The 26716-nt window shown below is 70.7% G+C and carries 25 protein-coding genes; 16 read left to right on the top strand and 9 right to left on the bottom strand.

Annotation, left to right across the window (positions count from 1 at the left end; all coding sequences use genetic code 11):
• Nucleotides 1-64: 64 nt before the first annotated feature.
• Genes secY through map form a run of 3 tightly spaced genes read left to right on the top strand, consistent with a single transcriptional unit; the run spans nt 65 to nt 2795 of the window.
• Nucleotides 65-1378: a preprotein translocase subunit SecY gene (secY, locus tag P2F65_RS05265; RefSeq protein ID WP_275804869.1), complete on the top strand. Its 1314-nt coding sequence runs from the start codon at nt 65-67 to the stop codon at nt 1376-1378.
• On the top strand, nt 1378-1953 hold the full coding sequence (locus P2F65_RS05260; RefSeq protein WP_275804867.1) for an adenylate kinase: 576 nt from the start codon (nt 1378-1380) through the stop codon (nt 1951-1953). Before secY ends, P2F65_RS05260 begins: the two co-directional genes overlap by 1 nt.
• Entirely contained in the window at nt 1953-2795 is an 843-nt protein-coding gene (map, locus tag P2F65_RS05255; RefSeq protein ID WP_275804865.1) for a type I methionyl aminopeptidase, read from the top strand. The genes P2F65_RS05260 and map overlap by 1 nt, the downstream gene beginning before the upstream one ends.
• A gap of 18 nt (nt 2796-2813) precedes the next feature.
• On the opposite strand, the gene P2F65_RS05250 is transcribed toward map, so the two are convergent.
• Nucleotides 2814-4205, bottom strand: a complete 1392-nt coding sequence (locus P2F65_RS05250) for an FAD-binding oxidoreductase (protein ID WP_275804863.1) — start codon at nt 4203-4205, stop codon at nt 2814-2816.
• 211 nt (nt 4206-4416) lie between these two features.
• Here P2F65_RS05250 and infA point away from each other — a divergent pair, with 211 nt between their 5' ends.
• The 8 genes from infA (at nt 4417) to truA (ending at nt 9509) form a co-directional block, all read left to right on the top strand.
• Nucleotides 4417-4638, top strand: coding sequence for a translation initiation factor IF-1 (gene infA / locus P2F65_RS05245; protein WP_006946284.1), 222 nt, complete (start codon nt 4417-4419; stop codon nt 4636-4638).
• A gap of 62 nt (nt 4639-4700) precedes the next feature.
• Nucleotides 4701-4814: a 50S ribosomal protein L36 gene (gene rpmJ / locus P2F65_RS05240; RefSeq protein ID WP_010148647.1), complete on the top strand. Its 114-nt coding sequence runs from the start codon at nt 4701-4703 to the stop codon at nt 4812-4814.
• 226 nt (nt 4815-5040) lie between these two features.
• Nucleotides 5041-5418 (top strand): 30S ribosomal protein S13, encoded by a 378-nt coding sequence (gene rpsM / locus P2F65_RS05235; RefSeq protein WP_091756331.1) that lies wholly within the window; start codon nt 5041-5043, stop codon nt 5416-5418.
• Complete coding sequence (rpsK, locus tag P2F65_RS05230) at nt 5418-5825, top strand: 30S ribosomal protein S11 (protein ID WP_091756329.1); 408 nt, start codon at nt 5418-5420, stop codon at nt 5823-5825. Before rpsM ends, rpsK begins: the two co-directional genes overlap by 1 nt.
• A 26-nt stretch (nt 5826-5851) precedes the next feature.
• Nucleotides 5852-6460: a 30S ribosomal protein S4 gene (rpsD, locus tag P2F65_RS05225; protein WP_275804837.1), complete on the top strand. Its 609-nt coding sequence runs from the start codon at nt 5852-5854 to the stop codon at nt 6458-6460.
• Nucleotides 6461-6613: 153 nt separating this feature from the next.
• The gene (locus P2F65_RS05220; protein WP_275804836.1) at nt 6614-7648 is read left to right on the top strand and encodes a DNA-directed RNA polymerase subunit alpha; all 1035 of its coding nucleotides are present in this window, start codon (nt 6614-6616) and stop codon (nt 7646-7648) included.
• A 38-nt stretch (nt 7649-7686) separates the two neighbouring features.
• The gene (rplQ, locus tag P2F65_RS05215; RefSeq protein WP_275804834.1) at nt 7687-8376 is read left to right on the top strand and encodes a 50S ribosomal protein L17; all 690 of its coding nucleotides are present in this window, start codon (nt 7687-7689) and stop codon (nt 8374-8376) included.
• A gap of 296 nt (nt 8377-8672) precedes the next feature.
• Complete coding sequence (gene truA, locus P2F65_RS05210) at nt 8673-9509, top strand: tRNA pseudouridine(38-40) synthase TruA (RefSeq protein ID WP_275807285.1); 837 nt, start codon at nt 8673-8675, stop codon at nt 9507-9509.
• A 3-nt stretch (nt 9510-9512) separates the two neighbouring features.
• Here truA and P2F65_RS05205 read toward each other — a convergent pair whose 3' ends face one another.
• Nucleotides 9513-10304: a hypothetical protein gene (locus P2F65_RS05205; RefSeq protein ID WP_275804832.1), complete on the bottom strand. Its 792-nt coding sequence runs from the start codon at nt 10302-10304 to the stop codon at nt 9513-9515.
• A 110-nt stretch (nt 10305-10414) separates the two neighbouring features.
• On the opposite strand from P2F65_RS05205, the gene P2F65_RS05200 reads away from it, so the two are divergent.
• Both P2F65_RS05200 and pulA read left to right on the top strand, forming a co-directional pair.
• Nucleotides 10415-12097, top strand: a complete 1683-nt coding sequence (locus P2F65_RS05200; RefSeq protein WP_275804830.1) for an ATP-binding cassette domain-containing protein — start codon at nt 10415-10417, stop codon at nt 12095-12097.
• 154 nt (nt 12098-12251) lie between these two features.
• The gene (gene pulA, locus P2F65_RS05195; RefSeq protein WP_275804828.1) at nt 12252-18029 is read left to right on the top strand and encodes a pullulanase-type alpha-1,6-glucosidase; all 5778 of its coding nucleotides are present in this window, start codon (nt 12252-12254) and stop codon (nt 18027-18029) included.
• Nucleotides 18030-18089: 60 nt separating this feature from the next.
• Here the strand turns inward: pulA and P2F65_RS05190 are convergent, their stop codons facing one another.
• From P2F65_RS05190 to P2F65_RS05175, 4 genes are all read right to left on the bottom strand, one after another.
• The gene (locus tag P2F65_RS05190) at nt 18090-18761 is read right to left on the bottom strand and encodes an LmeA family phospholipid-binding protein (RefSeq protein ID WP_275804826.1); all 672 of its coding nucleotides are present in this window, start codon (nt 18759-18761) and stop codon (nt 18090-18092) included.
• Entirely contained in the window at nt 18758-19246 is a 489-nt protein-coding gene (locus P2F65_RS05185) for a cupin domain-containing protein (protein WP_275804824.1), read from the bottom strand. Before P2F65_RS05185 ends, P2F65_RS05190 begins: the two co-directional genes overlap by 4 nt.
• Before the next feature lie 85 nt (nt 19247-19331).
• Nucleotides 19332-20624, bottom strand: a complete 1293-nt coding sequence (locus tag P2F65_RS05180; protein ID WP_275804822.1) for an MFS transporter — start codon at nt 20622-20624, stop codon at nt 19332-19334.
• Nucleotides 20621-21238, bottom strand: a complete 618-nt coding sequence (locus tag P2F65_RS05175; protein ID WP_275804820.1) for a helix-turn-helix domain-containing protein — start codon at nt 21236-21238, stop codon at nt 20621-20623. The genes P2F65_RS05180 and P2F65_RS05175 overlap by 4 nt, the downstream gene beginning before the upstream one ends.
• 250 nt (nt 21239-21488) lie before the next feature.
• On the opposite strand from P2F65_RS05175, the gene rplM reads away from it, so the two are divergent.
• The 3 genes from rplM (at nt 21489) to glmM (ending at nt 23934) form a co-directional block, all read left to right on the top strand.
• Nucleotides 21489-21932, top strand: a complete 444-nt coding sequence (gene rplM / locus P2F65_RS05170) for a 50S ribosomal protein L13 (protein ID WP_275804818.1) — start codon at nt 21489-21491, stop codon at nt 21930-21932.
• Between the two features lie 9 nt (nt 21933-21941).
• Nucleotides 21942-22445, top strand: a complete 504-nt coding sequence (gene rpsI, locus P2F65_RS05165; RefSeq protein WP_275804816.1) for a 30S ribosomal protein S9 — start codon at nt 21942-21944, stop codon at nt 22443-22445.
• Nucleotides 22446-22584: 139 nt separating this feature from the next.
• Nucleotides 22585-23934, top strand: a complete 1350-nt coding sequence (glmM, locus tag P2F65_RS05160; protein WP_275804815.1) for a phosphoglucosamine mutase — start codon at nt 22585-22587, stop codon at nt 23932-23934.
• Nucleotides 23935-23993: 59 nt separating this feature from the next.
• On the opposite strand, the gene P2F65_RS05155 is transcribed toward glmM, so the two are convergent.
• The 3 genes from P2F65_RS05155 to P2F65_RS05145 are packed head-to-tail and all read right to left on the bottom strand — an operon-like array spanning nt 23994 to nt 26707.
• The gene (locus P2F65_RS05155) at nt 23994-24788 is read right to left on the bottom strand and encodes a LuxR C-terminal-related transcriptional regulator (protein ID WP_275804813.1); all 795 of its coding nucleotides are present in this window, start codon (nt 24786-24788) and stop codon (nt 23994-23996) included.
• A gap of 9 nt (nt 24789-24797) precedes the next feature.
• The gene (locus P2F65_RS05150; protein WP_275804811.1) at nt 24798-26165 is read right to left on the bottom strand and encodes a GH1 family beta-glucosidase; all 1368 of its coding nucleotides are present in this window, start codon (nt 26163-26165) and stop codon (nt 24798-24800) included.
• A 41-nt stretch (nt 26166-26206) separates the two neighbouring features.
• Entirely contained in the window at nt 26207-26707 is a 501-nt protein-coding gene (locus tag P2F65_RS05145; RefSeq protein ID WP_275804809.1) for a carbonic anhydrase, read from the bottom strand.
• Between the last annotated feature and the right edge of the window lie 9 nt (nt 26708-26716).

Here is a 26716-nt window from a genome sequence, read left to right as displayed (position 1 = left end):
ACAGAGATCGCCCAGCCACACCAGCCACACCCGCGGGGGACGCCCGCACCACCCAGGAGGACCAGTGCTCACCGCCTTCACCCGAGCGTTCAAGACGCCGGACCTGCGCAAGAAGCTGCTGTTCACCCTCGCGATCCTCACGGTCTTCCGGCTCGGCAGCCTGGTGCCCGTCCCCGGCGTCAGCTACACCGCCGTGCAGCAGTGCATCAAGGAGGCGCCGACCACCACCGGCGTGCTGGGCCTCGCCAACCTCTTCAGCGGCGGCGCCCTCCTGCAGCTCTCGATCTTCGCGCTCGGGATCATGCCGTACATCACCGCGAGCATCATCGTGCAGCTGCTCACCGTGGTGATCCCGCGGTTCGAGGCCCTCAAGAAGGAGGGCCAGCAGGGCCAGGCGAAGATGACGCAGTACACCCGCTACCTGACCATCGGCCTGGCGGTCCTGCAGTCCTCGACGCTGATCACCTTCGCGCAGAACCCGCAGAGCCTGTTCGGCCCGACCTGCACGAGCATCCTGCCCGACGACTCCGTCCCGACGCTGGTCATCATGGTGCTCACCATGACCGCCGGCACCGGCCTGGTGATGTGGCTGGGCGAGCTCGTCACCGACAAGGGCATCGGCAACGGCATGTCGCTGCTGATCTTCACCTCGATCGCCGCGACCTTCCCCGGCTCGCTGTGGGCCATCCAGCAGCGCGACGGCCGCTGGGACATCTTCCTCGGCGTCATCCTGCTCGGCTTCCTCATCATCGCGCTCGTCGTCTTCGTCGAGCAGAGCCAGCGCCGCATCCCGGTGCAGTACGCCAAGCGGCAGGTGGGGCGCCAGATGTACGGCGGCACCTCCACCTACATCCCGCTGAAGGTCAACATGGCCGGCGTCATCCCGGTCATCTTCGCCAGCTCGCTGCTGGCCCTGCCCACCCTCATCGCGCAGTTCAACCGCTCCGCGACGGGCGACCAGCCGGGGTGGGTCACCTGGATCGACCAGAACCTGGTCACCGGTGACAAGCCGATCTACATGGTCATCTACATCGGGCTGATCCTGTTCTTCACGTTCTTCTACGTGTCGATCACGTTCAACCCCACCGAGGTCGCCGACAACATGAAGAAGTACGGCGGCTTCATCCCAGGCATCCGCGCCGGGCGACCCACGGCGGAGTACCTGGACTACGTGATCACCCGCATCACGGTCCCCGGGGCCATCTACCTGGCCCTCATCTCGCTGATCCCGCTGATTGCCCTGGTGCTCGTCGGCGCCAACCAGAACTTCCCGTTCGGTGGCACGTCAATCCTGATCATCGTCGGGGTTGGTCTGGAGACCGTGAAGCAGATCGAGTCCCAGCTGCAGCAGCGTCACTACGAAGGGTTCCTCCGCTGATGCGTCTGATCATCCTCGGTCCCCCCGGTGCCGGAAAGGGCACCCAGGCCACCCGTGTCGCCGCCGGCCACGGCATACCCGCCATCTCCACCGGCGACATCTTCCGGGCCAACATCAAGAACGAGACCGAGCTCGGCATGCAGGTCAAGCACATCCTGGCCTCGGGCGGCTACGTCACCGACGAGATCACCAACGCCATCGTGCGCGACCGCCTGCGCCAGGACGACGCCTCGCAGGGTTTCCTGCTCGACGGCTACCCCCGCACCCTGGCCCAGGTCGACGCCCTCGACGCGATGTTGGCCGAGGACGGCCACGCGCTCGACGCCGTGCTCGAGCTGACCGTCGACGAGGACGCGGTGGTCCAGCGCCTGCTCAAGCGCGCCGAGATCGAGGGCCGCGCCGACGACACGGAGGAGGTCATCCGCGAGCGGCAGGCCATCTACCGTCGTGAGACCGCCCCCCTGGCGGACGTCTACGCCGGGCGCGGCCTGCTCGTGCAGGTCGACGGGATGGGTGAGGTCGACGAGGTCACCCGCCGCATCGACGACGCCCTCGAGGGAGCGCGGCACTCCTGATGTTCGGCAGGTCCCGCATCGACACCAAGACCCCCGACCAGATCGCGCTCATGAGGCGCGCCGGCCTGGTGGTCGGACAGACCCTCCAGCTGCTGGCGCAGACCGTGCGGCCGGGAATGACCACCCTCCAGCTCGACGAGCTCGCCGAGGAGCACATCCTGGGCAGCGGCGCGACCCCGTCGTTCAAGGGCGTCCCCGGCTACCGGCACACCCTCTGCACGTCGGTCAACAACGAGGTGGTCCACGGCATCCCGGGCGCCCGGGTGCTCCACGAGGGCGACCTGCTCTCGATCGACTGCGGAGCCGTCGTCGACGGCTGGCACGGCGACGCCGCGATCTCGGTGATCGTCGGCGGCCGTGAGGCCGGTCGGCCCGAGGACCTCGCCCTCATCGACGCCACCGAGGACTCGATGTGGGCCGGCATCGCCGCGCTGGCCGTGGGCCAGCCGCTGTATGCCGTCGGCGCGGCTGTCGAGGACAGCATCACCGCCGCGGGAGAGCGCGACGCCCGCGATTACGGGATCGTCGAGGACTACGTCGGGCACGGCATCGGCACCGAGATGCACCAGGAGCCGCAGGTCCCGAACTACCGGGTGCGGGACAAGGGCCCGACCGTGCGCTCCGGGGTCACCGTCGCCATCGAGCCGATGGTCACCCTGGGCACCGCCGACACCCACGTGCTGGGCGACGAGTGGACCGTGGTGACCACCGACGGCTCCCGTGCGGCGCACTGGGAGAACTCGGTCGCCGTCACCGACGATGGCCTGTGGGTCCTCACCGCCCTCGACGGCGGCAAGGGCCGGCTCGAAGCCGCCGGAGCGGCATACGCCCCCCTGTCCTGACCGCCCGGACCGCCGCCCTCAGGCGGGCACGGGAGCGATGTTGTGGTTGCGCCGGAACAGGTTGTCGGGGTCCCACACCCGCTTGATGGCGGCCAGCCGCTCGAAGTTCGCCTCACCGAGCCCGGCTCTGACGCGGTCCGCGCCCTCGTCGCCGATGAAGTTGAGGTAGACGGCACCGGTGGCCCACGGCCGCACGGCTGAGCGCAGCTCGCGGGTCCAGCCGATGACCCGCTCGTCGTCGACCGGGTCGGCCCACAGGCCGAAGGGGTGCACGGTCCAGGGGTCCCTGCGCCAGGGGATGGGGTAGTCCGTGGTGGCCCGGCCGGCTGCGCCACCGCCCGCGAACAGCGCCGACTGTGCCGGTGCCGGGCTGATGAGCTGCTCGGAGACCCGGCAGAACGCGGCCACGGCCTCGTCGGGCAGGGCCGACAGGTGCTCGGCCGACCAGTAGTTGCGGTAGCCCGGAGGGTCGTCGATCGAGGACTGCAGGTCGGCGTACGGCATCTCGGCCACCAGCTCGGCACCGGGGCGCAGCGCAAGCAGGGGAGCGATGACGTCCCGTGCGCCCTCCTCGGGGCCGACGAAGACCACCACTGCCGCGCAGACCAGGCGGCCCGCCAGCTCCGCCGGGACGAACTCCTCCTCGGGGGCGGTCATCCACAGGGCACCACCGCCGATCTCGTCGGGGCCGCCCTCGAAGAGGTCGCGCACGGCGCGAAGCACCTGCTCGGCCTCCTCAGGCCGCCACATCAGCAGGGCCAGCGTCGACGTCGGGACCTCGTGCAGCCGGAAGGTCAGGGCCGTGGCCACACCGAAGTTGCCGCCCCCGCCGTGCAGCGCCCAGAAGAGGTCGGGGTGCTCGGCGTCGCTGGCCACCACCTGCTCGCCGGCCGCCGTGACCAGCTCGGCCGAGAGCAGGTTGTCGCAGGCCAGGCCGAACCTGCGGTCCAGCCAGCCGGTGCCGCCACCGAGGGTGAACCCGCCGACACCCGTGGTGGAGACCCGCCCACCGGTCGTCGCCAGGTCGAAGGGCTGGCAGGCACGGTCCAGGTGGCTCATGGTCGCGCCGCCGCCGACCCGGGCCGTCCGCCCCGCGGGGTCGACGTCGACCGTGCACATCCGGCGCAGGTCGACGACGAGGCCACCCTCGGCCAGCGCGGTTCCCGCCACGCCGTGACCGCCGCCGCGCACCGACAGGTCGAGGTCGTGCCCGCGGGCGAAGCCGATGGCGCGGGCCACGTCGTCGGGGGAGGCGCACTGGGCGATGACCGCCGGACGCCGGTCGATCATGGCGTTGAACAGCACCCGGGCCTGCTCGTAGCCCGCGTCGGTGGGCAGCAGCACCGCGCCGTCGAACCCCTCGCGAAGGCTGGTGACGTCGGCGGGGGCGGCAGGATCGGTGGCACCCATGGCAGACTCCTCACACACGTGGTGGTCGCGCGCCTTCGGGCAGTCTTCTGGGTCGCCACGCCGAGGTCATCGTGCATCTGGCGCAGTCCGCCGGATTTCGTGTAGTGCGGCTGTCTCCCCTAGACTGGTGCGTCGGCATGCGTATGCGCGCGTGTCGTGCACATGAGCCTGTCCCATCCTGGGGTGGGCCGAGTCACGGATTGTGGAGGATATGGCGAAGAAGGACGGTGTCATCGAGATCGAGGGCACGATCGTCGAGGCTCTGCCGAACGCGATGTTCCGCGTGGAGCTCACCAACGGTCACAAGGTTCTCGCTCACATCTCGGGCAAGATGCGTCAGCACTACATCCGGATCCTCCCCGAGGACCGGGTGGTCGTTGAGCTCAGCCCCTATGACCTGACCCGCGGCCGCATCGTCTTCCGCTACCGCTGACGAGCAAGACCTGCCGCCCCGCCCGGGGCGGTGGTGCCAGATCGACATAGACAGCAGAGGCAATGAAGGTTCAGCCGAGCGTCAAGAAGATCTGCGACAAGTGCAAGGTGATCCGCCGCCACGGCCGGGTCATGGTGATCTGCGAGAACCTGCGCCACAAGCAGCGCCAGGGCTGAGCAGCCACCGGGCTCCCAGCCCCGCACGAGACGCATCTCTTCGAAGAAGCGCGACACAAGTGAATGACCGCAGTACCCGGCCCCTGTCGGCCCGACCGTCGAGTCGGCCCAGGACGTCACCCCCGGCTCGGAGGCCGGGGACCGGATCCCTCCACACCAGAGTGAGGGACGACATCCGGACTGGTACTGCTCCAGACCTCCGAGTGATCAAAGGAATCTGAACAAGATGGCACGTCTTGTTGGTGTCGACCTGCCGCGCGAGAAGCGCGTCGAGGTCGCTCTCACCTACATCTTCGGGGTGGGTCGCACCACCTCCAAGGAAGCCCTCGCGGCCACGGGCGTCGACCCGAACACCCGCGTGCGCGACCTCGGGGACGAGGAGCTCGTGAAGCTCCGCGACTACCTCGACGCGAACGTCAAGATGGAGGGTGACCTCCGTCGCGAGATCCAGGCCGACATCCGCCGCAAGGTCGAGATCGGCTCCTACGAGGGGCTGCGCCACCGCCGCGGTCTCCCGGTGCGCGGCCAGCGCACCAAGACCAACGCCCGCACCCGCAAGGGCCCCAAGCGCACGGTGGCCGGCAAGAAGAAGGTTGGTAAGTAATGCCCCCCAAGAGCCGTACTGCGGCTGGCGCCAAGAAGGTGCGCCGCAAGGAGAAGAAGAACGTCGCCCACGGGCACGCTCACATCAAGAGCACGTTCAACAACACCATCATCTCGATCACGGACCCCACCGGCGCCGTGATCTCATGGGCCTCTGCCGGCCAGGTCGGCTTCAAGGGCTCGCGCAAGTCCACCCCGTTCGCCGCGCAGATGGCCGCCGAGGCTGCCGCTCGCCGCGCGATGGAGCACGGCATGCGCAAGGTCGACGTCTTCGTCAAGGGCCCGGGTTCCGGTCGTGAGACCGCCATCCGCTCCCTGACCGCCACCGGCCTCGAGGTCGGCGCGATCAGCGACGTCACGCCCTCGCCGCACAACGGTGTCCGTCCGCCCAAGCGCCGTCGCGTCTGACTAACGGGAAAGGTAGATAAGAACTCATGGCCCGTTACACCGGACCCATCACCAAGAAGTCGCGTCGCCTCAAGGTCGACCTCGTCGGCGGCGACAAGAACTTCGAGCTCCGTCCCTTCCCGCCCGGCCAGCACGGCCGTCGCCGGATGCAGGAGAAGGAGTACCTCACCCAGCTGCAGGAGAAGCAGAAGGCTCGCTTCACCTACGGCGTCATGGAGAAGCAGTTCCGCGGTTACTACGAGGAGGCCTCGCGCCGCTCGGGCAAGACCGGTGACAACCTGCTCCAGATCCTCGAGTCCCGCCTGGACAACGTGGTCTACCGCGCCGGCCTGGCCCGCACCCGTCGTGCGGCCCGCCAGCTCGTGACCCACGGCCACTTCGAGGTCAACGGTGTGCGCGTGGACGTCCCGTCCTACCGCGTCGAGCAGTACGACATCATCACCGTCCGCAAGCAGTCGGTAGAGACCTTCCCGTTCGAGCTGGCCCGCCAGACCTACGGTGAGCGTCCCGTCCCGGCCTGGATGCAGGTCGTCCCCGGCTCGCTGCAGATCCTCATCCACCAGCTGCCCGTCCGTGAGCAGATCGACACGATCCTCACCGAGCAGCTCATCGTCGAGCTCTACTCCAAGAGCTGACCCACCCCGCGCGTATGCCGCGTGCGCCCCGTGCGCACGCGGCATACGAGCGCCACTGGTCTGGTCTGCGGACAGAGGCAGCCAGGCAGCCGGTCGGACCGGCACTTTCACAAGGCGTCAAATAGCGGTCGCCTGTGGGAAGGAAGAATCACCGTGCTGATTGCACAGCGTCCCTCACTCAGCGAAGAGGTCGTTGCGGACAACCGCAGCCGCTTCGTCATCGAGCCCCTCGAGCCCGGCTTCGGCTACACGCTCGGCAACTCCCTGCGCCGCACCCTGCTCTCGAGCATCCCGGGTGCGTCGGTGACCAGCATCCGCGTCGACGGCGTGCTGCACGAGTTCTCCACGATCCCCGGGGTCAAGGAGGACGTCACCGAGATCATCCTCAACATCAAGGGCCTGGTCGTCTCCTCCGAGCACGACGAGCCGGTCGTGATGTACCTGCGCAAGCAGGGCCCCGGCGTCGTCACCGCCGCCGACATCGCCCCGCCCGCGGGTGTCGAGGTGCACAACCCCGACCTGCACATCGCCACGCTGAACGGCAAGGGCAAGGTCGAGATGGAGCTGACCGTCGAGCGCGGTCGCGGCTACGTCTCCGCCGCGCAGAACAAGTCCGGCGACCAGGAGATCGGCCGCATCCCGGTGGACTCCATCTACAGCCCGGTCCTGGCCGTGACCTACAAGGTCGAGGCGACCCGTGTCGAGCAGCGCACCGACTTCGACAAGCTGATCGTCGACGTCGAGACGAAGAACTCGATGGCCCCGCGCGACGCGATGGCCTCCGCCGGCAAGACCCTGGTCGAGCTGTTCGGCCTGGCCCGCGAGCTCAACGTCGAGGCCGAGGGCATCGACATGGGCCCGTCGCCGACCGACGCGGCCCTGGCCGCCGACCTGGCGCTGCCGATCGAGGACCTCGACCTGACCGTCCGCTCGTACAACTGCCTCAAGCGCGAGGGCATCCACACCGTGGGTGAGCTCGTCAGCCGCAGCGAGGCCGACCTGCTCGACATCCGCAACTTCGGTGCGAAGTCGATCGACGAGGTCAAGGCGAAGCTGGTCGGCATGGGCCTGGCGCTCAAGGACAGCCCGCCCGGGTTCGACCCGAGCGCGATCGCTGACTCCTACGGCGACGACTACGACGAGACGGCCGACGACGACCAGTCGTTCGCCGAGGACGAGCAGCTCTGACCGACCCTGTCGGTCCCCATCCAAGGAGAACCTGAACCATGCCCACCCCCACCAAGGGTCCCCGTCTCGGCGGCGGTCCGGCTCACGAGCGGCTGATCCTGGCCAACCTGGCCACCTCGCTGTTCGAGAACGACTCGATCACCACCACCGAGGCCAAGGCCAAGCGGCTGCGCCCGCTCGCCGAGCGTCTGGTCACCTTCGCCAAGCGCGGTGACCTGCACGCCCGTCGTCGGGTCATGACCGTTGTCCGCGACAAGGGTGTCGTGCACCGTCTCTTCACCGAGATCGCGCCCGACATGGCCGAGCGTCCCGGCGGCTACACGCGCATCACCAAGATCGGTGCGCGCAAGGGCGACAACGCCCCCATGGCCGTGATCGAGCTCGTCCGCGAGCCCCTCGCCAAGAAGGCCACCGTCAAGGAGGCCGAGGCCGCCACCAAGCGCGCCGCCAAGGACGCCAAGAAGGCGGACAAGCCGGCCAAGGACGAGGAGGTCGTCGAGGTCGAGGTCGAGCAGACCGAGACTGCGGCCGTCGAGATCCCCGAGGGCGCGGTTGCCGCGAACGAGGACGGCTCGTCCCCCGACGAGGCCTACACCGTCAAGGGCAACATGAACTCGATGAAGTACCACGAGCCCGACGGCCAGTGGTTCGAGCAGACGGTTGCCGAGGTCTGGTTCCAGTCCGCCGAGGCCGCTGAGGCCGCCGGCTTCACCAAGGCCGGCTCCTGACCACTTCGGTCTGACAGGCCAGCATGACGAAGGCCGCTCGTCCCCTCCGGGGGCGGGCGGCCTTCGCCGTGGCGGGGCGGCGCGCGTGTGACCCCAGGTGTGCCGCGGTGTCCGCTCGGCAAGGTTCGCCCAACCTTTCGTTCCGGGGCGAAGGTTCGCCCTGCTGGGCAAGCTTGGGCGAATCTTTCACCGGGTATGCCGCGGGGCCGGGTGTGTGCCGCGTTGCCGGCGGGCGGGGTCATAGGGTTGGCGACGTGGAGCAGGCAGGCGTGGGCGAGGGTGCGGGGGGCGCGTCGCTGCGGGTGCGGCTCGACCTCGCCTACGACGGCACCGACTTCTCGGGCTGGGCCGCCCAGCCCGGACGGCGCACGGTCGAGGGGGAGCTCACCGGGGCGGTGACGACCCTGCTGCGTGCGCCAGAGCCGGTGCGGCTCACCGTGGCCGGTCGCACCGACGCAGGGGTGCACGCCCGTGGGCAGGTGGTCCACGCCGACGTCGACCCGGCCGCCTGGGCTGCGGTGCCCGGTCGCTCAGACCGCACGCCCGAGGCGGCCGCGGTGACGCGGCTCAACGGCATCCTGCCGCCGGACGTGGTGGTGCGGCGGGTCAGGGTCGCACCGCAGGGATTCGACGCCCGCTTCTCCGCGGTGCGGCGGCGCTACCTCTACCGTCTGTGCGACGACCCCACCTCGCTCGACCCGCTGCGGCGGCGCGACACGGTCGTGGTCAAGCACCTGCTGGACGTGGAGTCGATGGACGCCGCGGCGCGCACCCTGCTCGGACTCGCCGACTTCGCCGCCTTCTGCAAGAAGCGGGAAGGCGCCACGACCGTGCGCACCCTGCTGACCTACTCGTGGGCGCGGCTGCCGGACGGCACGGTCGCCGGCACGGTCGAGGCCGACGCCTTCTGCCACTCCATGGTGCGCGCGCTCGTGGGCGCCGTCGTCCCGGTGGGGGAGGGCCGTCGCGCTGTCGAGTGGCCGGCGCAGGTGCTGGTGGCCCGCCGGCGCGACCCCTCGGTGGCGGTCATGCCGGCGCACGGGCTGTCGCTGGAGGAGGTCGTCTACCCGCCGGACGACGAGCTCGCCACCCGGGCCGAGCAGGCACGCGCGGTGCGGGTCCTCTCGGAGTAGCTCCTACGACTGCTGAAGCGCCAGTGCGGCGTAGCCGGCGGAGTCGTGGATCGCGATGCCGGCGTAGCCGGACCGACCGGCGAACGCCGCGCCGACCTGCGCGAGCTGCCGCTCGAGCTCGGTGCGGCTCTGGCCGTGGAAGGTCTGCTTCGCGGCGGCCGGGTGGTCACCGAGGTCGTTGGTCTCCTGGCCGACCCGGGCACCCTTGCCCAGCTCGGTCGCGGCGGTGACGGCCGGGGTGGAGAGGGCGATGGTGCCGTCCTCACCGGCGGCCGTGTCGCGGTAGGCCATCACCGAGACCCCCGCGACGCGGAACAGGGTCTCGCGGTCGAGGGTCGAGCCTGACGCGGGCACCTCGTGGAACCAGAACGGCACGTCGGCCTCGACCGGGGCCGGGGCGGCCGCCGCGACGATCGTCTCCAGCGTGCCGAGGTAGCGCTTGACCACGCCCGGGCGGTCGGTCTGCCACGCGCTCGTCCTCCAGGGCTCGACGTCGACGTGCACCCCGGCGAAGAGGCCGGTGCCCATCGCCGGCCTCAGCCAGGAGCTCACCACTGAGCCCGGGTCGTCGACCCAGCCGGGGTCGCCGCCGAGGGCGTCGACCCGGATGCCGGCGGCGGCAGCGCGGTGGGCGATCTCGCGGACCTGGGGCAGCAGCGGCGAGCTCGGCAGGCGTGGCGGCACCGCGACGAAGAGCTGCCCGACCCCGGCGTCCTGCGCCAGCTGCACGGTCTGCGCGGGAGTCGAGACGTCCCAGACCCACATCGCGCGGTGGGACGGGGTCGGTGCCGGCACGACCGCGAGCCTAGCCACGAGGGGTGCACGCCGTCGCGCCGATGGGCGACGCCGCGGCATACCGAAAACCCGGTGAAGCGCGACCTGCGCGTGCCGCAGACTAGATCCTCGTGGGCCACGTCGACATCAACGCAGTCAGCTTCACCCTTCCCGACGGCAGGCCGCTGCTGAACGAGGTCAGCCTCCGTGTCGGCGAGGGCGCCAAGGTCGCCCTGATCGGCCCCAACGGCACCGGCAAGACCACCCTCGGCCGCATCGTGGCCGGGGACGTCGCTGCCCACGAGGGCGCCGTCACGCGCTCGGGCGGTCTCGGAGTGATGCGCCAGTTCGTCGGCAAGGTGCGCGACGACTCGACCGTGCGCGACCTGCTCGTCTCGGTGGCGCCGGAGGCGGTGCGCCGTGCAGCCGCGGCGGTCGACCGCACCGAGCTGCGCATGATGGAGCGCGACAGCGAGCAGGACCAGCTCGACTACGCACAGGCGCTGGTCGACTGGGCCGACGCCGGCGGCTACGACTACGAGACGTTGTGGGACGTGTGCACCGTGGCCGCGCTCGGTATGCCGTTCGAGAAGGCCCAGTGGCGCAAGGTCACCACCCTCTCGGGCGGGGAGCAGAAGCGGCTGGTGCTCGAGGCGCTGCTGCGCGGCCCGGAGGAGGTGCTGCTGCTCGACGAGCCGGACAACTACCTCGACGTGCCGGCCAAGCGCTGGCTCGAGGAGCGGCTGGTCGAGTCGCCGAAGACGGTGCTGTTCATCAGCCACGACCGCGAGCTGCTCGACCGGGTGGCCACCCGCATCGCGACCCTGGAGCCCGGGGCCGCCGGGTCCACGCTGTGGGTGCACCCGGGCCGGTTCTCGACCTACCACCAGGCGCGGGCCGACCGGTTCGAGAAGCTCGACGAGATGCGCCGCCGCTGGGACGAGGAGCACGCCAAGCTCAAGGCCCTCGTGGTGATGTACAAGCAGAAGGCGGCCTACAACTCCGACATGGCCGCCCGGCTGCAGGCCGCGCGGACCCGGCTGCGCCGGTTCGAGGAGGCTGGGCCGCCCGAGGCGCTGCCGCTCACGCAGAACGTGCGGATGCGTCTCACCGGCGGTCGCACCGCCAAGCGCGCCGTGATCGCCGAGGGCCTCGAGCTGACCGGCCTGATGCGGCCGTTCGACCTCGAGGTCTGGTACGGCGAGCGGGTCGCGGTGCTGGGCAGCAACGGGTCGGGGAAGTCGCACTTCCTCCGGCTCGTCGCCGCGGGCGGCACCGACCCCGAGCCGGAGCACCAGCCGGTCGGCGACGTGCAGCCGGCACCGGTCGCGCACACGGGCCGGCTGCGGCTGGGCTCGCGGGTGCGGCCTGGCTGGTTCGCGCAGACGCATGAGCACCCGGCGCTGATGGGCCGCACGCTCCTGGAGGTCCTGCACCGCGGCGACGAGCACCGGGCGGGCAAGCCCCGCGACGAGGCGGCCCGCGCCCTCGACCGCTACGGCCTGGCCAGGTCGGCCGAGCAGACGTTCGACTCGCTCTCCGGTGGACAGCAGGCGCGCTTCCAGATCCTGCTGCTGGAGCTGAGCGGGGCGACCTGCCTGCTGCTGGACGAGCCCACCGACAACCTCGACCTGCACTCCGCGGAGGCGTTGGAGGACGGCCTGGCCGCGTTCGAGGGCACGGTGCTCGCCGTGACCCACGACCGGTGGTTCGCCCGCGGCTTCGACCGGTTCCTCGTCTTCGGCGCGGACGGGCGGGTCTACGAGTCCGACGAGCCAGTCTGGGACGAGGGGCGCGTCGAGCGGGCGCGCTGAGGGTCTGATGGTCAAGAGACTGCAAAATCTTGCAGAAATTGCGGGCGCAAGATCCCTGACGGGGGTCCCGCGGGCCTAGGGTGACCCGGCAGCCTGTGCGGGCTGCTGTCCTCGCAGCCTCAGTCTGCGCCCGTACACAGCAAGGGAGCTGTCCGTGGCCCTCCGCCGCCCCGCCCTCGTCGCGCTCGCCACAGGCCTGGCCGTCATCGCCTCGGGCCTCACGGTCCCGCTCACGGCCGGCCCGGCCGGCGCCGCCGAGCGCACCGCCACCATCGTCGGCTCCCTGCAGGACGAGCTCGGCTGCCCCGGCGACTGGCAGCCCGACTGCGAGGCGACCCAGCTCGTGCGCGACGCGGGCTCCACGGCATACCGGAAGGTCTTCGACGTCCCCGCCGGGAAGTACGAGCTCAAGGTGGCCATCAACGGCTCCTGGGACGAGAACTACGGCAAGGACGGGGCGAAGGGCGGCGCCAACATCCCCCTCGTGCTCGAGGGGCCGGCGAAGCTCGAGCTCTCCTATGACGACCTGACCCACCGGATCGGCATCGCCCCGGTCGAGCTGTCGGGGCCGGCGACCAAGACCGACACCGCGCTCGCAGGTGACTCGTTGCGGACGCCGCTGACCAAGGAGCGGTTCTACTTCCTCATGGCCGACCGGTTCGCCAACGGCGACACCGGCAACGACAACGGCGGCCTCGTCGGTGGTCGGCTCGAGACCGGGTTCGACCCGACCGACAAGGGCTTCTACCACGGCGGCGACCTCAAGGGCGTGACGCAGAAGCTCGACTACATCAAGGGCCTCGGCACCACGGCGATCTGGCTGACGCCGTCGTTCAAGAACCGTCCCGTGCAGGGGGAGGGGCCGAACGCCAGCGCCGGCTACCACGGCTACTGGATCACCGACTTCACGCAGATCGACCCCCACCTCGGCAGCAACGAGGACATGAAGGCCCTCATCGACGCGGCGCACGGCAAGGGCATGAAGGTCTTCTTCGACATCATCACCAACCACACCGCCGACGTCATCGCCTACGAGGGAGGGAAGTACTCCTACGTCTCCAAGGAGGCGCGCGCCTACCAGGACGCCAGCGGGAAGGCCTTCGACGACCGCGACTACGCCGGCACCGACACCTTCCCGCCGTTGGACGCCGACACGTTCGCGCCCTACAGGCCGGTGTTCCCCAACGCGGCCGACCGCACCGCCAAGACCCCCTCCTGGCTCAACGACCCCACGATGTACCACAACCGCGGTGACTCGACCTTCGCCGGCGAGTCCAGCGAGTACGGCGACTTCGTCGGCCTCGACGACCTCTTCACGGAGCGGCCCGAGGTCGTCAAGGGCATGGGCGAGATCTACAAGGCGTGGGTCGACCTCGGCATCGACGGCTTCCGCATCGACACGGTCAAGCACGTCGACATGGACTTCTGGAAGAAGTTCAGCCCCGATGTGATGAACCACGCCAAGGCGGTCGGCAACGACGACTTCTTCATGTTCGGAGAGGTCTACGACTCGCGCGCAGAGTTCATGAGCCAGTACACGACGACCGGGAAGCTGCCCGCCACCCTGGACTTCGGCTTCCAGGCCAGCGCCGTCGACTTCGCCAAGGGCTCGGCCACCACGAAGCTGCGGGACTTCTTCGCCAGTGACGACTGGTACACCGACGCCGACTCCAACGTCTACGAGACGCCGACCTTCCTCGGCAACCACGACATGGGCCGGGTCGCCATGATGCTCGGCAAGTCCGCGAGCGGCGACGAGCTGATGAAGCGCACCCAGCTCGCCAACAGCCTCATGTTCCTCACCCGCGGGCAGCCGGTCGTCTACTACGGCGACGAGCAGGGCTTCATGGGCGCCGGCGGCGACAAGGACGCCCGCCAGGACATGTTCGCGACGAAGACGGAGCAGTATGCCGCGGAGCCGGTGCTCGGCGGGTCGTCCGGTTCGCGTGACCGGTACGACACGAACAGCCCTCTGTACCAGCAGATCTCGGAGCTGGCCAAGGTGCGTGCGGCCCACCCCGCGCTGACCGACGGCGCGCAGGTGCACCGCTACGCCAGCGACGGCGCCGGCATCTACGCCTTCTCCCGCATCGACCGTGCCGCCGGCACCGAGTACCTCGTCGTCGCCAACAACGCAGCGACCGAGAAGTCCGCGACGTTCGCGACCTTCAGCGCGCAGCGGCCCTTCGAGCCGGTCCACGGCGCGAGCGAGGACGTGAAGGCCGGCAAGGACGGCCGCGTCACGGTGAGCGTGCCCGGCCTGTCGGTGCAGGTGTTCAAGGCCACCGCCCGGTTCGCCAAGCGCGACGCGGCGCCGACGGCACACCTCACCTCGCCCCAGCCCGGTGAGGTGGTGGGCGGCCGCGCGGAGATCGGCGCCGCCATCACCGAGAACACCTTCGCGCAGACCACGTTCCTCCACCGCCCCGTGGGGACCACGGAGTGGAAGGCGGTCGGCACCGACGACAGCGCGCCCTACCGCGTCTTCCACGACGTGTCGGGCCTCGCCAAGGGCACGCTGCTCGAGTACCGCGCCCTGGTGAAGGACAGCAGCGGCAACGTCTCGGCCACCTCCTCCTACGGCATCGTCGGCGACCCGGCCAAGGGCGGAAGCGGTGGTGACGGCGGGGGCGTCGGCCCGGTGGTCCAGCCTGCGGCCGTCAGCGTGCCCGGAGACCACAACTCCGAGATGGGCTGTGGCGGCGACTGGGACCCTGCCTGTGCCCAGGCGCAGTTGACCTTGGACGCCAAGGACCAGATCTGGAAGGGCACCCACACCCTCCCGGCCGGTCCGTACGCCTACAAGGCGGCGGTCAACAAGAGCTGGGACGAGAACTACGGCGTCGGTGCGCAGCCGGGCAGCGGCAACATCGAGTACACCGCCCCCGCCGGCCCGGTCACGTTCTACTACGACCACGCGACGCACTGGGTGACCTCCGACGCCCAGGGCCCGATCATCACCGCGCCCGGCTCGTTCCAGAGCGAGCTCGGCTGCCCCGGTGACTGGAGCCCGGACTGCATGCGCCCGTGGATGCAGGACCCGGACGGCGACGGCACCTACACCTGGTCCAGCGACAAGATCCCTGCCGGCTCCTACGAGTTCAAGATCGCGCACGGTCTGAGCTGGAACGAGAACTACGGCGACGGCGGCGCGGCCGGCGGCTCGAACGTCTCGCTGTCGGTGCCCTCCGACGGCGTGGTCGTCACCCTGTCCTACGAGCTCGGCACCCACCAGATCAGCACCAAGGTCTCGAAGCCGGGTGCGGCTCCGGACCTGAAGAAGGCCAAGGCGTTCTGGGTGGATCCGGGCCTGCTCGCGTGGCCGGCGAACGGCGTGCCCGCCGGGGCCAACCCCGCGCTGCTCGACTGGCGCCTGCACTGGTCGGCCGACGGCGGTCTCGCCGTGGACGCCGAGGCGGTGACCGGCGGCTCCGTGGCCGATCTCACCTACGACCCGGCCGGGCTGCCTGCTGACGTCGCCACCTCGCACCCCGAGCTGAAGGGTTACCTCGCCCTTCGCCTGTCGGAGAAGGTCGCTCGCCAGGCCGACCACATCCTGCGCGGGCAGGTCGCCGTTGCGATGCACGACAACAACGGCGCGCTGCTCGACGCCACCGGCGTGCAGACGGCCTACGTCCTCGACAGCCTGTATGCCGGAAAGGCCAGCACGCGGGTCTACGGCGCCACCTTCGGTGGAGGCTCGCCGGCATACCGGCTCTGGGCCCCCACGGCTCAGCAGGTGTCGCTGCTGACCTGGCCGGCGGGTGCGGCGGCGGACGCGCCGGTCGCGGAGGCCACGCGCACGCGGATGGAGCGCGCCGGTGACGGCTCGTGGACGGCCCAGGCGGGCGAGCGGAACGCGCGGTACCTCTACGAGGTCACGGTGTTCGCGCCGAGCACCGGGAAGGTCGAGACCAACCTCGTCACCGACCCGTACTCCGTTGCGCTGACGCTGAACTCGACGCGCTCGGTGGCAGTGGACCTGCGCGACCGGGCCTTCCAGCCCGAGCTGTGGCGCACCACGCCGTCGCCGAAGCTGGCGCAGGACGTGGACTCCACGATCTACGAGCTGCACGTGCGCGACTTCTCCGTCGGCGACAAGACGGTGAGTGCCGAGAACCGCGGGTCCTACCTGGCGTTCGCAGAGGAGGGCGACGGCACCAAGCACCTCAAGGCGCTCGCCGACGCCGGCCTCAACACCGTGCACCTGCTCCCGACCTTCGACATCGCCTCGATCGAGGAGGACCCGGCCCAGCAGGCGACGCCTGAGTGCGATCTGGAGTCCTACGCGCCCGACAGCGACCAGCAGCAGGCCTGTGTCAACGCAGTGCGCGGCAAGGACGCGTTCAACTGGGGGTACGACCCGTGGCACTTCAACGCACCCGAGGGCTCCTACGCGTCGACGGCCGCCAAGGCCGACGGTGGCGAGCGGGTGGCCGAGTTCCGCACCATGGTCGGCGGGCTGCACCGCGACGGCCTGCGCGTCGTTCTCGACCAGGTGTTCAACCACACCGCAGCCTCCGGCCAGGACGCGAAGTCGGTGCTCGACAAGGTCGTCCCCGGTTACTACCACCGGCTGAACGCGACCGGCGCCGTGGAGACCTCGACCTGCTGCCAGAACATCGCGACCGAGCACCAGATGGCGCAGAAGCTGATGGTCGACTCGGTCGTGCTGTGGGCCCGCGACTACAAGGTCGACGGCTTCCGCTTCGACCTCATGGGCCACCACTCCCGAGAGAACATGCTCGCCGTCCGGGCCGCCCTCGACACGCTGACGCCGACCAGGGACGGCGTCGACGGTAAGGCGGTCTACCTCTACGGCGAGGGCTGGAACTTCGGCGAGGTGGCGGGCAACGCCCGCTTCACCCAGGCGACCCAGGGCCAGCTCGGTGGCACGGGGATCGGCTCCTTCTCCGACCGGCTGCGAGACGCCGTGCGCGGGGGCGGGCCGTTCGACGAGGACCCGCGCAAGCAGGGCTTCGGCAGCGGCGAGGCCACGGCCCCCAACGGGGCTCCCGTCAACGGGAACGCGGCGGTCTCGCTGAAGCACGACACTGACCTCGTGCAGCTCGGCCTAGCTGGCAACCTGCGCTCGTTCTCCTTCCGCAGCAACGAGTTCGGGGAGGTCCGGCGCGGTGACCAGCTGAAGTACGGCGACGCGCCCGCGGGGTACGCCGACCAGCCCGACGAGGTCGTCACCTATGTCGACGCCCACGACAACGAGACGCTGTTCGACAGCCTGGCGTTCAAGCTGCCCCAGGGCACGGCGATGGCAGACCGGGTGCGGATGAACTCCCTGTCGCTCGCGACCACGGCGCTGTCGCAGACGCCGTCGTTCTGGCACGCGGGCGCCGACCTGCTGCGCTCGAAGTCGCTGGACCGCAACAGCTACGACAGCGGCGACTGGTTCAACACCCTCGACTGGACCGGCAAGGACAACGGCTTCGGCCACGGCCTGCCGCCGGCCGGCGACAACAGGGACAAGTGGTCGTACATGAAGCCGCTGCTCGGCGACCCGGCGCTGAAGCCGGCCGCCTCCGACGTGAAGGCGGCGACGGCCCAGGCCCAGGACCTGCTGCGGCTGCGGTTCTCCACCCCGCTGTTCCGGCTCGGTACTGCGGAGGCGATCAACGCCAAGGTGTCCTTCCCGGCGAGCGGCACGGCCGACGCGCGCGAGGGCGTCATCGCGATGCGCATCGACGACACCCGCGGTGCCGACGTCGACCCGTCGCTGAAGGGCCTCGTGGTGGTGTTCAACGCCTCCGACGAGGCCGTGACCCAGAAGGTGCCCTGCCTGGCCGGCGCGGGTCTGGCGCTGTCACCGGTGCAGGCGCAGGGCTCCGACGCCGTGGTGAAGACCGCGACCTGGGATGCCGCGACCGGTTCGGCCAGCGTGCCCCCGCGCACCGTGGCGGTGTTCGTCCAGCGCTGACTCGACCAGCTGGCAGTCGGCGCAGGGGGCTCGGCGTCGGGGGACCGGTGCGGGCGGGCGTCAGCCCGTGAGCGCGACGTCGCTGCCGTCGAGGGTGGCCCGGAAGCCGGCCTCCGTCACCGTGACGTGGGTGAGCCGCATCCCGGCAGGCAGGCCCTGGACGGTGTGGTGGATCGTGACGAGCCGGCGCGCGGCGGCCGACAGCGCGGCGTCGAGCAGGTCGGGGCCGCCGAGGTCGACCGTCTCCGGCTCGATGACGAGCCGGCCACCGACGGCCCGCACGGTGCCGGTCGCGCGGACCGGCACATCGCGGCCCAGCAGGGTCGCGTTCCGTCGGATGCCCGCCCTCCCTCCGCCGGCGGCATACAGCTGCACCCCCGAACCGATCTGTCGAGCGGCGGCGTCGAACGGCAGGGTGGCCTCGATGCGTAGTGTCCCGGCGCGCAGGCCCGCGGAGGTCATGCGCACGTCGCGGCCGGTGGCGCGCACGTCGCGGAACCCGCCGTCGGCAGTGATGGCGACCGAGCTGTCGAGCGCGACGGTCTGCAGCCACGTCTCGCCTCGGCGCAGGTCACCGGGCGGCGAGGGCAGCGGCGTGGCCGAGACGCCGGGCGGGGGTGGCGGGGCGGCGGTGCCGGGGTCACCGGCGACGAGGACGAGGGCGGCGAGCCCGAGCACGACGGCCACGACGCCCGAGAGGACTCCGAGGAGGAAGGCGCGCACCGGCGTCACACCATGTACTGGTCGTGTCGGCGGTAGAGCTCGGCCCACTCCTCGGGGCTGAGGGTGCGCTCGCCGCGGGCCACCTCGGCCACCGCCTCGAAGTAGGACTCGCGCGGCGCCCCGGGCGCGAAGTGCAGGAGCATCGAGACAGGCTCGCCCGACTCGTTGCGGAAGCCGTGGATGCCGCCGGGCGGCACGTGCGCGAAGTCGCCCACCTCGAGGTCGCGCCAGCCCGTGCCGTCGTGGAGGCGGAGCGTCCCGCGCAGGATGTAGAAGGACTCGGCCATCGTCTTGTGGAAGTGCGGGTCGGGGCCGCTGCGAGCCGCGGACATCTCGTAGCGGTAGAGGCCGAAGAGACCGCCGGTCGTCGCGCCGGTCGCGAGGTAGTGCACCTCCGTGCTGCGGCTCTGCAGGTCGGGCGCCTCCCACGCCGGCCGCAGCCAGGCGCTGGCCTCGCCGGCGTCCCCGGGGTAGATCGGCGGTGGGTAGCTCATGGGTCACAGTGTGCCCCCGGTGGCGGCGACGGGGAGGACGTCCGTCGCCGCCACCGGGGGCGGTCGGTGGAGGCGATCGGGTGAGCTAGGCCACGACCGCCTCAGGCTCGGCGGCGGGCTCGCTCGCCCGCTCGTGCCGGATGGCCGGGAGGTAGAGCACCGCGCCGATGATGCTGAACGCACCGCACGCGACGATCGCGTGGGCCGTCGAGGTGTGCTCGGCCAGCGGGCCGAGGACCAGCAGCCCGAGGCTGTAGGCCCCGCCGGCGACCATGGAGTTCATCGACAGCACGGTGGTGCGGTTCGTCGGCGCGGCCTCCCGGTGCAGCAGCGTGTTGTGCACCGGCCCAGCGAAGCCGTGGAGCGTGTAGGTGATGAGGAACGCCGTGATGAGTCCGGCAGGCCCACCCACCAGGCCCATGACGACGATGAAGACCCCCTGCAGGACCCTGGCGGCGAGGGCGGTCCAGCCCACACCGAGCCGCCGGCTCACCAGCCCGGCTGCCGCGGAGCCTGCCGCGAAGAGGCCCCAGGCCGCCGAGGAGACGGGCCCCATCAGGGCGCCGGCGCGGTCCTCGCCGCCGACGAGCTCGGAGAGGCGGATGGGGTTGAAGGTCTCGAAGGCGATCATCCCGATGGCCCAGAAGACCTCGACCAGCACGAGGGCGAGCAGGACTCGCGAGGTGCCCAGCAGCCGTAGGCCGCTGGCGATGGTGCGCGGGGCCTGCCTCGCCGAGCTGATGGCGCGGCGGAAGCCGGTGGCGTCGACGTGGGTGCGGGGCTCGCGCATGAACAGCGCGATGGCCAGCAGGTGCACCACGCCGAGCCCCAGGGCGACGTAGACCGGCAGCTCGATGGCCGTGATGGACGTGATGGGGTGCCAGACGATGAGCCCGCCGGAGATCAGGGCGCCCACGGCGATGGCGAGCCCGATCATCATGCCGGCCGCGGAGAGCGCCCGCTCCACGGGCACGGTGGGGTCGTCGGCGTGGGCGGTGTCGACGTACCAGGCTTCCAGTGGGCCGGAGTCCAGGGCGCGGAAGACGCCCTGCAGGGCCCAGGCGAGGACGAACACCCAGAAGCTGTCGGCCGCGAGGAACAGCCCCAGCGACACCAGGCTGACCACGGCGGAGGCCAGCATCACCGGCCGGCGCCCCAGCGCGTCGGCGAAGCCACCGGTCGGCAGTTCGAGGGCCAGGACCACGAATCCCTGCGCGGACAGGATGACGCCCACCTGGGCGATGCTCATGCCGCGCTGCAGTGCCACCAGCGTCAGCACGCCGATGACCAGGCCGACGGGGAACCAGCGCGTCGCGTTGAGCAGGAGGAAGACCCGGCGTGCGGCGGGTGCCGACAGGGGAGCGTGGCTCGGGCTCATGACTGCTCCTTCGGCTGGGGCGCGCTGTCGAGGTCGAGGGGGTAGAGGACGCTGTAGACGGCCAGCCGCCGGGCCCTCGGGTTGCCCTGTCCCACGCGGCGGTAGCGGGCGATGAGCGCGTCGACCTCGGCCTTGAGCTCCTCGACCTGCTCCGGGGTGGCGATGACGTAGCTGTCGCTCATGCCGGCCGCGTCGCGCCACTGCGCCGGCCACGCCGCCTCGACGTCGAGCCAGCGCTCGAACTGCTCGGCGAAGTGCCGCGTGTAGTCGCGGACCAGCCAGTTGAGGGCGGTCTCGGCGTCCTCGTCACCGGCGAAGTCGCTCGGCTCGAACTGGTGGCTGTCGGTCGAGGCGCGCCAGAGCCGGCGCTTGCCCTCTCCCTCGCCGGTGTCGGTGACCAGCCCGACCGACTCCAGCTTGCGCAGGTGGTAGGAGGTCGCCCCCGAGTTGGTGCCCAGGGCCGTGGCCAGTGCGGTGGCGGTTGCCGGTCCACCGCGGCGCAGGGTGCTCAGCAGCCGGGACCGGAGCGGGTGGGCCAGCACCTTGAGTGCGGTGGTGTCCAGGCGCATCCCGGTGTAGCCGCCGGGGCCGTCGAGGGGAGGTGTCGTGCTCATGCGTGCACAATACCTATGCACACTCTGTTTGCACAAGAGTTGTGCAAACAGAGTGTGCTCGCGAGAAACCGCAGGTCAGGGGCCGTTTCAGGGGCCGGAGCGGGTGATTTGGGTCTGGAGTCGGCCGCCCGTAGACTTGATCACTGTTGTGTCGCGCGCCCTCCAGGGCGGCACCGGCCCCCTCGGGAGCACGCGGCATACACATCCTTGTGAACCAGTGAACGAACCACCGAAACGTAAGGTCAGACACTTGCGCACCTACACCCCGAAGCCGGGCGAGGTCACTCGCACCTGGCACGTGATCGACGCGACGGACGTCGTGCTGGGCCGCCTCGCGAGCCAGACCGCCATCCTGCTGCGCGGCAAGCACAAGCCCACCTTCGCCCCGCACGTCGACGGCGGCGACTTCGTCATCATCATCAACGCTGACAAGGTCGCCCTCACCGGCGCGAAGCTCGAGCAGAAGAAGGCCTACCGCCACTCCGGCTTCCCGGGCGGCCTGAAGGCCCAGTCCTACCAGGAGCTGCTGGCCAAGAACCCCGCCAAGGCTGTCGAGAAGGCCGTCCGCGGAATGCTCCCGAAGAACACCCTGGGCCGTCAGCAGCTGACCAAGCTCAAGGTCTACTCCGGTGCCGAGCACCCGCACTCTGCCCAGAAGCCCGTCCCGTTCGAGATCTCCCAGGTCTCCCAGTAAGGATCCCCAGTGACTGACTCCGTGAACACTGACGCCCTCGAGGGCGATGAGGTCGAGCTGACCGAGTACACCTCCGAGTCCGAGACCCAGGTCTCGGGCGAGCCGGCCCGCCGCCCGAGCGCCTCGGCGCCCGGTGCCGCCACCGGCCGCCGCAAGCAGGCCATCGCCCGCGTGCGCATCGTCCCCGGCACCGGCGAGTGGAAGATCAACGGGCGCTCGCTCGAGGACTACTTCCCGAACAAGGTCCACCAGCAGCTGGTCAACGAGCCGCTCAAGGTGCTCGAGCTCGACGGCGCCTACGACGTGCTCGTGCGCGTGCACGGCGGTGGCCCCTCCGGCCAGGCCGGTGCCGTCCGCCTCGGCGTGGCTCGCTCGCTGAACGGCGTGGACGAGGAGCTGAACCGTCCGACGCTGAAGAAGGCCGGCTTCCTGACCCGTGACGCCCGCGTCCCGGAGCGCAAGAAGGCTGGTCTCAAGAAGGCCCGCAAGGCCCCGCAGTACTCCAAGCGCTGATCCCGGAGGATCTGCGCGCTGCCCATGGCGGCACCCGGGTTCTCGGGTGCCGCCATCGGCGTTGTTCGGGGTAGGTTCGGCCCGTCGCCGCACCAGACGGCCGGCCTGCCCTCGCGTGAACTCGAAAGGCACATCTGACATGGCACGACTCTTCGGGACCGACGGCGTCCGCGGCCTCGCGAACGTCGACATCACCCCCGAGCTCGCCCTCAGCCTCTCGGTTGCGGCAGCCCACGTCCTCGGCGACGCCTCGCTCGCCCAGGGCCGCCGCCCCAAGGCCGTCGTGGGGCGGGACCCGCGTGCGTCCGGTGAGTTCCTGTCCGCCGCCGTGGTGGCGGGTCTGGCCTCCGCGGGTGTCGACGTCTACGACGCCGGCGTGCTGCCGACGCCGGCCGTCGCCTACCTGACCGCCGACACCCACGCCGACTTCGGCGTCATGCTGTCTGCCTCCCACAACGCGATGCCCGACAACGGCATCAAGTTCTTCGCCGAGGGTGGGCACAAGCTGCCCGACGAGGTTGAGGACGAGATCGCTGCACGCCTCGACCAGGAGTGGGTGCGGCCGACCGGGGCCCACGTGGGTCGCATCCATCAGATGCGCGACGGCCACACCCGCTACATCAGCCACCTGCTGACCGTGCTGCCCAACCGCCTCGACGGCCTCACCGTGGTCATCGACGGCGCCCATGGCGCCGCCAGCCAGGTCTCGCCGGAGGTGTTCCGCCTCGCCGGTGCCACGGTCTACGAGATCGGCACCGAACCCGACGGCCTCAACATCAACGACGGTTACGGCTCGACCCACCTCGAGCACCTCAAGGAGGCAGTCGTGGCCCGGGGCGCCGACCTCGGCATCGCCCACGACGGCGACGCCGACCGCTGCCTCGCGGTCGACGCCGACGGCACGGAGGTCGACGGCGACCAGATCATGGCGATCCTCGCGCTGGACCTGAAGGACCGCGGCTGCCTCGCCAAGGACACCCTCGCCACCACCGTGATGAGCAACCTGGGCCTCCTGCAGGCCATGGAGCGCGAGGGCGTCACCGTCGTGCAGACCGCGGTGGGCGACCGCTACGTGCTCGAGGAGATGCGCCGCGCCTCGCTGTCCCTGGGCGGCGAGCAGTCGGGGCACGTGATCTTCCTCGACCACGGCACCACCGGTGACGGGGTCCTCACCGGCCTGATGTTGGCGGCTCGGGTCGTGCAGACCGGGCGCACCCTGGCCGACCTGGCCGGCGTGATGACCCGGCTGCCGCAGGTGCTGGTCAACGTCAAGGGGGTCGACAAGTCGCGCGTCGAGTCCGACGAGGAGCTGCAGATGGCGGTCAAGGCCGAGGAGGCCGCGCTGGCCGGTACCGGTCGAGTCCTGCTGCGCAAGTCCGGCACCGAGCCCGTGGTGCGCGTGATGGTGGAAGCCGCGGACACCGAGCGCGCGGAGGCCGTCGCGGAGCGCCTCGTGGAGGTCGTGCGCAACCGGCTCTCGCTCGACTAGGACGGAGCGTCGTACGCACTGCTGCGTATGGCGGGCCGTGCCCGGACCGGAGAGCCTTGCTACGGAGGCAGGGGAACAGGGTCTGGTCCGCGGTCGGGGGACCTGATCAGGCCTCGTCGCTGGGCGCTGAGGACGGCTGAGAGGCGGTCCACGGCGCCCAGCTTGCGGTAGAGGTGCTCCTGGTGCTTGTGGACCGTGCGGGGTGAGATCGCCAGCCGGGTCGCAATGCCGTCCACGGTGTGGCCGCGTGCGATGAGCTCGAGCACGATGCGCTCCCGGGGGGTGAGCGGCACCGCGGTCGGGTCGGGCGCTGCCGCGCCCGCGGCACGGGCCGCCCGCAGCAGCTGGACGTGCGCGTCCAGCCCGGCGATGAGCGACTGGACCGACGCCGCCCGATCCACGTCCTCGTCGAGGTAGGCATCCTCGCTGACGAGGGCATAGGCATCCCGTGCGCCGTGCGGGTTCGGGGCCAGCGGGATCGTCATCTGGTGCTCGGTGAAACCGAGCTGCTCCATCAGGGCGGCGACCGGGTCGGTGAGCTCCCAGCCCCGGGCCACGACGCCGGCCATGGTGGCCGGGCGTGAGGTCTGGGTGCTGGCGTTGTAGGCGTACAGGGGGTGCTGCAGGGCAGTGGACTCCACGGCAAACTCCCACGTGTCGGTGCGCTGCCAGGGGGTCGGCGGGTAGAGCGCCACCTCGTCCGGGTGCACCCCCGGCTTGGTGACGGTGCGCACGGTCAGGTAGGCGCGGCCCCACGTGCGCAGGCCCTCGGCCAGCAGCAGCTCAGCGGTGTGCGGCTCGGGCTCGCCGAGGACGTCCGCAGCGAGCGCGAGCCAGTGCTGCACGTCGTCCATGCCTGTCCCTCATCGGTGGGTGGTGGAGATCACCTCAGAGTAGGCGCGAGCGGAGTCCTTGATGGTGCGTTTCTGCGACGTGTAGTCGACGTGCACGAGGCCGAACCGCTTGCTGTAGCCGAACGCCCACTCGAAGTTGTCCATCAGTGACCAGGCGAAGTAGCCGCGGACGTCGGCGCCGGCGGCGACCGCCTCGGCCACGGCGTCGAGGTGCGCGTGCAGGTATGCCGTGCGGTCGCCGTCGTGGACGGCGCCGTCGTCGGACACCACGTCGGGCCACGCGGAGCCGTTCTCGGTGATGAGGACGGGGATGTTCCGGTGCTGCTCGGCGATCCTCACGAGCAGGTTCCGCAGACCCGTGGGGTCGACCTCCCAGCCCATGTCGGTGACCGGGGGCTGGGCCGGCAGGACTTCCACGGTGTCGCAGCCGGGCAGCGGCGAGGGGACCGGATCGCCCAGCCGGGCTCGCACGCGGGTGGTCGTGTAGTAGTTGACCCCGAGGTTGTCGAGCGGGGCGCTGATGACCTCGAGGTCGTCGTCATGGATGTGGCCGTGGTCGGTGACGGACGCGGTGTCCTCGAGGAAGCCGGCCGGGTGGCGGCCCTCCAGGACCGGTTCGAGGAACATCGCGTTGTGGGCGTTGTCGGCCCGGCGTGCGGCGGCCAGGTTCTGCGGGCTGGCGTCCGGCGTGCGGATGTCGGTGAGGTTCAGCGTGATCGAGACCGCGGCGCCCTCGCAGCTCTCCCGGATCACCGGGACGGCGGCTCCGTGGGCGAGCAGCAGGTGGTGGGCGGCGACGAGCGACTCGGCGACGTCATGGTGGCCGGGGGCGTGCTCCCCGATGCTGTAGCTCAGCACGGAGGAGCACCAGGGCTCGTTGAGCGTCGTCCAGTTCTTGACGCGGTCGCCGAGGTGCGCCACCACGGTGCCGGCGTAGTCGGCGAACCAGGCGGCGCTGTCGCGGTTGAGCCAGCCGCCCCGGTCGTCGAGCGCGTGGGGCAGGTCCCAGTGGTAGAGCGTGGCGAACGGACGGATGCCCCGTTCGAGCAGGCGGTCGACCAGGCGGGAGTAGAAGTCGAGTCCGGCCCGGTTGACCGCGCCGGTGCCCGTGGGAAGCACGCGCGGCCAGGCGATGGAGAAGCGGTAGGCCTGCAGCCCGAGGTCGGCCATGAGGGCGACGTCCTCGTCGACCCGGTGGTAGTGGTCGCAGGCCACGTCGCCGGTGTCGCCGTTCAGCACGCGTCCCGGTGTGTGGGAGAAGGTGTCCCAGATGGAGGGCAGGCGGCCGTCCTCGGCCACGGCGCCCTCGATCTGGTAGCCGGCGGTGGCGGCGCCCCACAGGAAGCCGGCGGGGAACCTGCGGTCGATCTGGCCCATGGGCGCCAGCCTAGGACCGCGAGACCGGATGTCGCGGGTGGTCAGCCGACGGGCTCGAGCAGGCCGGTGTCGACGTCGTAGAGGAACCCGCCGACGGCGACCGAGTCGGGCACCAGCGGGTGGGAGCGCACCTTCGCGAGGTCCTGCCGGAGCGCCTCGCGCTGGTCGTCCACCACGCCGAAGGGCTGCCACGAGGCGTCCTGTCCCGCAGACTCGCCCACTGCGGCGTGCAGCTGGTCCTCGGTGTGCGTCGCCATGGCACACCGGGTGTGGGGGACCACCAGGATGCGCCTGACGCCGAGCAGGTGCGCCCCGAGCACGAGCGCCTCCAGCGCCTGCGGGGTGACGCGGCCGCCGGGGTTGCGGAAGATCTTCGCGTCACCGGGCTTGAGCCCCACCATGCCGAGCGGGTCGATCCGCGAGTCCATGCAGGTGACGATGGCGACGCCGGCATGGGCGATGCCGTCGAAGCCGCTCAGCGCGAACGTCTTGGCGAAGTCGCGGTTGGCCTCGAGCAGGTCGTCGAAGGCTGTCGTGTCCATGTCGTCCTC

The sequence above is a fragment of the Knoellia sp. p5-6-4 genome, assembly GCF_029222705.1.
GTDB lineage: Bacteria > Actinomycetota > Actinomycetes > Actinomycetales > Dermatophilaceae > Pedococcus_A.
Note: the sequence above shows the minus strand (reverse complement) of the source record. Positions and strands in the feature narration are given on the sequence as shown.

Coding starts and splice junctions, on each gene's coding strand:
- P2F65_RS05185 (WP_275804824.1), bottom strand. CDS start 19,246: ATGAGCTACCCACCGCCGATCTACCCCGGGGACGCCGGCGAGGCCAGC.
- P2F65_RS05260 (WP_275804867.1), top strand. CDS start 1,378: ATGCGTCTGATCATCCTCGGTCCCCCCGGTGCCGGAAAGGGCACCCAG.
- P2F65_RS05155 (WP_275804813.1), bottom strand. CDS start 24,788: ATGGACGACGTGCAGCACTGGCTCGCGCTCGCTGCGGACGTCCTCGGC.
- P2F65_RS05175 (WP_275804820.1), bottom strand. CDS start 21,238: ATGAGCACGACACCTCCCCTCGACGGCCCCGGCGGCTACACCGGGATG.
- rpmJ (WP_010148647.1), top strand. CDS start 4,701: ATGAAGGTTCAGCCGAGCGTCAAGAAGATCTGCGACAAGTGCAAGGTG.
- P2F65_RS05250 (WP_275804863.1), bottom strand. CDS start 4,205: ATGGGTGCCACCGATCCTGCCGCCCCCGCCGACGTCACCAGCCTTCGC.
- P2F65_RS05145 (WP_275804809.1), bottom strand. CDS start 26,707: ATGGACACGACAGCCTTCGACGACCTGCTCGAGGCCAACCGCGACTTC.
- rpsM (WP_091756331.1), top strand. CDS start 5,041: ATGGCACGTCTTGTTGGTGTCGACCTGCCGCGCGAGAAGCGCGTCGAG.
- P2F65_RS05150 (WP_275804811.1), bottom strand. CDS start 26,165: ATGGGCCAGATCGACCGCAGGTTCCCCGCCGGCTTCCTGTGGGGCGCC.
- rpsD (WP_275804837.1), top strand. CDS start 5,852: ATGGCCCGTTACACCGGACCCATCACCAAGAAGTCGCGTCGCCTCAAG.
- map (WP_275804865.1), top strand. CDS start 1,953: ATGTTCGGCAGGTCCCGCATCGACACCAAGACCCCCGACCAGATCGCG.
- rplQ (WP_275804834.1), top strand. CDS start 7,687: ATGCCCACCCCCACCAAGGGTCCCCGTCTCGGCGGCGGTCCGGCTCAC.
- glmM (WP_275804815.1), top strand. CDS start 22,585: ATGGCACGACTCTTCGGGACCGACGGCGTCCGCGGCCTCGCGAACGTC.
- P2F65_RS05180 (WP_275804822.1), bottom strand. CDS start 20,624: ATGAGCCCGAGCCACGCTCCCCTGTCGGCACCCGCCGCACGCCGGGTC.
- rpsK (WP_091756329.1), top strand. CDS start 5,418: ATGCCCCCCAAGAGCCGTACTGCGGCTGGCGCCAAGAAGGTGCGCCGC.
- infA (WP_006946284.1), top strand. CDS start 4,417: ATGGCGAAGAAGGACGGTGTCATCGAGATCGAGGGCACGATCGTCGAG.